Annotated in this window: 4 protein-coding genes; 2 read left to right on the forward strand and 2 right to left on the reverse strand. The window is 71.3% G+C overall.

The annotated features are described in order from the left end of the window. The first annotated feature begins 105 nt into the window (after positions 1–105). The gene (locus ACFY10_RS47180; protein WP_390671569.1) at positions 106–2,277 is read left to right on the forward strand and encodes a hypothetical protein; all 2,172 of its coding nucleotides are present in this window, start codon (positions 106–108) and stop codon (positions 2,275–2,277) included. 116 nt (positions 2,278–2,393) lie between these two features. On the opposite strand, the gene ACFY10_RS47185 is transcribed toward ACFY10_RS47180, so the two are convergent. Continuing rightward, positions 2,394–3,284 (reverse strand): fructosamine kinase family protein, encoded by an 891-nt coding sequence (locus tag ACFY10_RS47185; RefSeq protein ID WP_390671684.1) that lies wholly within the window; start codon positions 3,282–3,284, stop codon positions 2,394–2,396. Positions 3,285–3,342: 58 nt separating this feature from the next. Continuing rightward, entirely contained in the window at positions 3,343–4,431 is a 1,089-nt protein-coding gene (locus ACFY10_RS47190) for a hypothetical protein (protein ID WP_390671570.1), read from the reverse strand. Between the two features lie 134 nt (positions 4,432–4,565). On the opposite strand from ACFY10_RS47190, the gene argG reads away from it, so the two are divergent. Continuing rightward, complete coding sequence (argG, locus tag ACFY10_RS47195) at positions 4,566–6,020, forward strand: argininosuccinate synthase (protein WP_390671685.1); 1,455 nt, start codon at positions 4,566–4,568, stop codon at positions 6,018–6,020. Positions 6,021–6,156 lie beyond the last annotated feature (136 nt).

The raw sequence follows: 6,156 nt of genomic DNA on the forward strand, positions 1-6,156 counted from the left end.
CACACGGAAAAGCCATAAGTCGCGCGATGTGTGAAGCGCGCCGGCCCGTGGCGGACCGGAAAAACCCGAATGCGCCGGCAGGCAGGGCACTGCGATCATTCCGGAATGTCCCACCGTCTGGAACCACTGGTCATCCGGCACACCCACCGTCTCCCCCTGCCGACCGGCCCGTCCGGTCAAGGGGACGTCGCGGCACGGCAGTTCGACGCCGTGCTGATGTCGGCGGGCTTCAAGCTCTCGGCGGACCTGCTGGCACACCTGTCGGGACTGTCCGAGGGCACGGTCGTCGACACTGCCGTACGCACGCTGCCCACGATTCGCGAGATGGTCGGCGACCACGTCCGGCACAACGTGTACTTCATCGACTTCCCGGCCAATGTGCCGGACACGTTCGACTTCTGGATGCGGTGCATCGCCCAGGCGCTCGCCGACGACGACGCACGCGCCGGGACGCTCGTCCAGCTGCAGAGCGGTGTGGTGGACCTGCTCACACTGCCGTCCTACGGCAACTACCGGCACACGTACGCCGACATGCTCGCCGCCCACGACGAGTTGATCGCGGCGGCGGGCGACCGGCTGACCGTCCTGCACCTGGGCGGGACGGCGGACGACGAGGTCAGTGCCCTGTATCTGGCGCTGGCGGGCAGCAGCACGCCGCTGGGCGAGGACGGCCTGAGCGATCTCGGGGTGCTCGCCGGGCACTGCGTGGACGGGCCCCAGCCCGAGGCGATCCCGGTCCGGGAGAACCGCGCCGTCGTCAACGAGGCGCGTCTGTCGGCCGGTTCGGGCCTGCTGCTCGACACCGTCACCGATGTGCTGCGGCTGGCCTGTGCGGTGTCGGGCGGTGACGTGACGCTCCAGGAGCCCACCCGTTTCCGTACGGTGCCGCGGCCGGTGCGCCGCGCGCTGCTCGCCGGCCTGGATTCCGTCGTCGCGGCGGCGCCCGCCAAGCTGGCCGACGTGGCCGCCCACCGCGAACCGTGGAAGCGGCTCGGTGAGCGGCTGCACCCGCACGAGTACCCCCAGTGGCCGCACGCCGCCGAGGTGTTCGCCGTGGCCCGGGGCGAGCGGACGGTGCGGTCCCTCGACAGCCGCGTCGAGGAGCTGCTGAGCACGCGCGACGTCACGGCGGCGGCCGAACTGCTCAAGTCCGCGCCGGGCAAACTGCTGCGTTCCCTGGACCGGCTGCTGCGCACGGCGCCGACCCAGGAGGAGCGCGAGGCCGTCGTGTCCGCCGTCGAGCAGGTCGTGTCCGACGTGGCGGGCCGGGTCGTGCTGTCGGTGCGCGAGCACCTGCACAACCGGGCCGAGCAGACCGGCGGGCGCCGCGTCTTCGTCAACCGGCTCGGCCGCGCCTGGGTCACCGACGACACTCGGCCGCACCTGGCGCCGGCGGAGCGCAAGCGCCTGATCGCCGCCTTCGACGCGGAACTGGGCCGTCGACTCCCTTCTCCGGAGCGGGTGTTGGTCGACCCGGACGTCCTCGACGTCGCGCTCCCGCTGAGCGGCCGGGCGACGGGGGCGGGCCTCGGCGTGCTGCCCCGCGGTTCGGTCACTCCGGTCGCCGGGGAGCTGCTGCGGTTCTTCGTCTACTGGAAGCAGGCCGAGCAGCGCACTGACTTCGACCTGTCGGCCGTGATGCTGGACGCCCGGTACCGCACGGTGTCCTGGCTGTCGTACACGTCCCTCGCCCGGTTCGAGGGCGAGCACTCGGGCGACATCACCGAAGCGCCGGACGGCGCCTCGGAGTTCATCAACCTGCGGCTGGGCGCGGTGCGCAGCACTTTCATCGTGCCGCAGGTCAACATCTTCGCGGGCGAGGGTTTCGAGGAGGTCGAGGAGTCCTTCTTCGGCTTCATACTGCGCGAGGTCGAGCAGAAGGGCCGCCCGTTCGAGCCCGCCACTGTGCGCATGAAGTCGGAACTGCGCGGTCCGGGCCGGGTCGCGCTGCCGCTGGCGTTCAGGCGCGGGCGGGGCGGGAAGTGGACCGCGAAGTGGCTGCACCTGTACCTGAAGGGCACCCCGTCGGCCAACCGGATCGAGGGCAACCGGGTCACGGTCGCGACGCTGCTGCGTGGCATCGTCGAGCGCGATCACATCAACGTCCGGTACGTCACCGACCTGATGGCCGGGGGCGGGACGACGGTCACGCTGTGGGACGGCGAGACGATCCCGGAGGGTCCTGTCACCTACATCGGCCTGGAACGGCCCGACGGACTGCACCCGGACTCCCGGATCATCACCCCGGAAAATCTGCGCGACCTGATCCCCGACTGACTGTTAGGGTGAGCCGCAGGCGAGGCCATGAACGGACTTCCTTCTCAAACTCCTTTCTGATGCTAGTCCCTTCGCTTTCCTCGCCGCTCACTTCGCACCAGGGCCCTCGCGTCTCGTCACGCGAGGGCCCTTCGTGCCGCCGCGAGAGCCTGTTCGGCGAATCCGCGCCCGAACAGCACGGCGTGCACCAGCAGCGGAAAGAGCTGATGCAGCCCCACCCGGTCCGTCCACCCGTCGGCCGGCGGGGCCGCCTGCCGATAGCCGTCGAGCACGTGCTCCAGGTGCGGGCAGCCGAACAGCTGCAGCATCGCCAGGTCGGTCTCCCGGTGTCCGCCGTGCGCGGCCGGGTCGATCAGCCAGGCATGCCCGTCGGCTCCCCACAGCACGTTGCCGTTCCACAGGTCGCCGTGCAGCCGGGCGGGCGGCTCGGCGGGCCCCGCCAGTTCGGGCAGACGTTCACAGACGCGCTCGATCACGGCCGTCTCGGCGGGGCGGATCGTGCCCCGGTCGACGGCCTCGCGCAGGTACGGCAGCACGCGGTGCTCGGCGTACCAGCGGGGCCAGTCGGTGCCCGGGACGTTGCGCATCGGGGCGAGCCCGATATACGCGTCCAGGGGGCCGCCGGGTGGTGGCGCGCCGAACGCGGCCGCGCCCGCGGCGTGCAGGGCGGCCAGCCCACGCCCGAACCGCACCGCCGCCCGGGCCGTCGGCGGTCCCTGCGCAATCATGTCGGTCACCAGCCAACGCCGGTCGTGCCCATGGACGTTCGGAACGCGGACCGTCCCGGCCTCGGCCAGCCAGCGCAGCCCCGCCGCCTCGGCCTGCACCGCGCCCGGCCCGTCACCGCGCTTGACCATCACCGACTGCCCGCCGTCGAGGCCGACTTCGGCGAGGGACGCGGACAACCGGCGCTCGCCGCGCACCGTATGCCCGGTGATCCTGGCCGCAGCAGCGCCCGGCCCGTCACTGTCGACGCCGTCGCCGTCGCCGTCGGAAGGGAAGCCGATGTGCACGGACACCAGAGTAGGACCGCCGCGAGCCGACGGGAGTCGGTCCGGGTGCCGGTCAGTCCAGGGGCTCCTCGTCATCGCCGTCGTCGTTGGCGGCGTAGGGATGGACGTACCGCTCTTCGCCGAAGGGGATGAACCAGTCCTGGACGGCGCCCTTGCCGATGCCGTCCGTGGTCGGGGCGTACAGCCACTCGTGGTCCGTGTCCTCGTACACGCCGTCGGCGAAGACCTGCAGGGCTGTTTCGACCTCGTCGCTCAGCAGCTCGTAGAGGTCGGTCGTCACCTCCGCCTGGGCGAGCAGGAACTTCAGCAGCAGTTCCTCGGCCACGCAGCTCGGCCGGCCGAAGTGCGGCTGGGTGAGGCGCCCGGTCATGGTCACGGCGGTGACGGTCAGGCGGCGGACGAACAGGACCGTGTACTGGAGGGCGAACTGCGGGGGCAGGTCGTCGAGGACCATGAACGGTGCGTCGGTCTCCGCGACGGTGGGCCCGTCCTCCTCCAGACCTGCCAGGTCCGTGAAGAGTTCGTCGACCAGCAGATCGATGGCGTACACGACAGCGCCGGCCGCGACCTCCGCCGCCTCACGGCCGACGATCCGCTCCCCCGCGTCCTCGTGGTAGCCGAAGGCCTCGAGCGGGAAGGCCCGCAGCGCCGGTGCGAGAGCACGGAGCGTTCGCCGCATGGCCTCGACTTCGGCGCGGTCGAGACGGCCGGACCCGGTGGAGGGCTCGGCCGCCGCGTGCCGGCGTGCGCGTTCGGCGGGATCCGCGGGCGGTGCGTCCGGGCCGTCGGCCGCGTCGAGGCTCTCCTGCAGCAGTTCGGGGTGAAGGTCCACCCCGCAGCGGGTGATCTCCCAGCCGGAGAGGGGTTCGCTGCGCTCCAGCAGCTCCGCCACGACCTCACGTGCGGCGTCCTCGGCGAATTCCAGTGCCGGAGCGTCGACGAAGAGCTTCAGCAGGACCCCGGCGGGATGGACGGCGATGACGTCGTCCACCAAATCGACTTCCATCCCGTCGGGGCCCTCGATCGCCGCGATCGAATCGAGCCCCTTGCGCAGCAGGAAGCCGACGCCCTCCCGCTGAAGAACGTCGAGCTCCGGGGCGCCCTTGGGGAGGTCCACGTCCACAGTCACCGCGTATGTCACACGATCATGGTGCCTGAGCGGTGGCGTCTTGTGGGCAGGAACCTGCAGGAACCCGGAGCGTGCAGGAGGTAATCCATCAGCGCTCTCCAGGCACGGGCTTTGCATGATCATGCGAGATCATGCATACTCTTCCTATGTCCAAGGTCCTCACCTCCCTTCCCGCCGGCGAGCGCGTCGGCATCGCCTTCTCGGGCGGCCTCGACACCTCCGTCGCGGTCGCGTGGATGCGCGACAAGGGTGCCGTCCCGTGCACCTACACCGCCGACATCGGTCAGTACGACGAGCCCGACATCGCCTCGGTACCCGGCCGTGCCAAGACGTACGGTGCCGAGATCGCGCGCCTCGTCGACTGCCGTGCGGCACTGGTCGAGGAGGGCCTGGCCGCGCTCACCTGCGGGGCGTTCCACATCCGCTCGGGCGGGCGTGCCTACTTCAACACCACCCCGCTCGGCCGTGCCGTCACCGGCACGCTGCTGGTCCGGGCGATGCTCGAGGACGACGTCCAGATCTGGGGCGACGGCTCGACCTTCAAGGGCAACGACATCGAGCGGTTCTACCGCTACGGCCTGCTCGCCAACCCGCACCTCAGGATCTACAAGCCCTGGCTGGACGCGAACTTCGTGACCGAGCTCGGCGGCCGCAAGGAAATGTCCGAGTGGCTGCTCGCCCACGGCCTGCCCTACCGGGACAGCACGGAGAAGGCGTACTCGACCGACGCCAACATCTGGGGCGCCACCCACGAGGCCAAGACGCTGGAGCACCTGGACACGGGCGTCGAGACCGTCGAACCGATCATGGGCGTGCGGTTCTGGGACCCCGAGGTGGAGATCGTCACCGAGGACGTGACGATCGGCTTCGACCAGGGCCGCCCGGTGACCATCAACGGCAAGGAGTTCGCCTGCCCCGTCGACCTGGTCATGGAGGCCAACGCCATCGGCGGCCGCCACGGCCTGGGCATGTCCGACCAGATCGAGAACCGGATCATCGAGGCCAAGAGCCGCGGCATCTACGAGGCGCCCGGCATGGCCCTGCTGCACGCGGCCTACGAGCGCCTGGTCAACGCGATCCACAACGAGGACACCCTCGCCCAGTACCACAGCGAGGGCCGTCGCCTGGGCCGGCTGATGTACGAGGGCCGCTGGCTGGACCCGCAGGCGCTGATGATCCGTGAGTCGCTGCAGCGCTGGGTCGGCGCGGCCGTCACCGGCGAGGTGACGCTGCGGCTGCGCCGCGGTGAGGACTACTCGATCCTCGACACCACGGGCCCGGCGTTCAGCTACCACCCGGACAAGCTGTCGATGGAGCGCACCGAGGACTCGGCGTTCGGCCCGGTGGACCGGATCGGCCAGCTCACCATGCGCAACCTCGACATCGCCGACTCCCGCGCCAAGCTGGAGCAGTACGTCGGTCTCGGCCTGATCGGCACCGGCAGCCCCACCATCGGTGCCTCCCAGGCGGCCGCGACCGGTCTGATCGGCACCATGCCGGAGCTGCCGGAGGGCGGCGCGGAGGTCATCGCCTCCCGCGGCGAGGTCTCGGAGGCCGACGAGCTGCTGGACCGCGCCGCGATGGAGTCCGGCACGGACTGACCAGCGGATTCGTCCCTGACGGAAGGGCCGGGGGCCCCCCCCCGGGGGGGGGGGGGGCGCGCGCGGGGGGGGGGGGGGCGGGGGGGGGGGGGGGGGGGGGGGGGGGGGGGGCGGGGGGGGGGGGGGGGGGGGGGCG

Source organism: Streptomyces sp. NPDC001401 (assembly GCF_042895385.1).
GTDB lineage: Bacteria > Actinomycetota > Actinomycetes > Streptomycetales > Streptomycetaceae > Streptomyces.

Bases quoted from the DNA above. Each gene is read 5' to 3' on its own strand.
- ACFY10_RS47180 (WP_390671569.1), top strand. From the start codon at position 106: ATGTCCCACCGTCTGGAACCACTGGTCATCCGGCACACCCACCGTCTC.
- argG (WP_390671685.1), top strand. From the start codon at position 4,566: ATGTCCAAGGTCCTCACCTCCCTTCCCGCCGGCGAGCGCGTCGGCATC.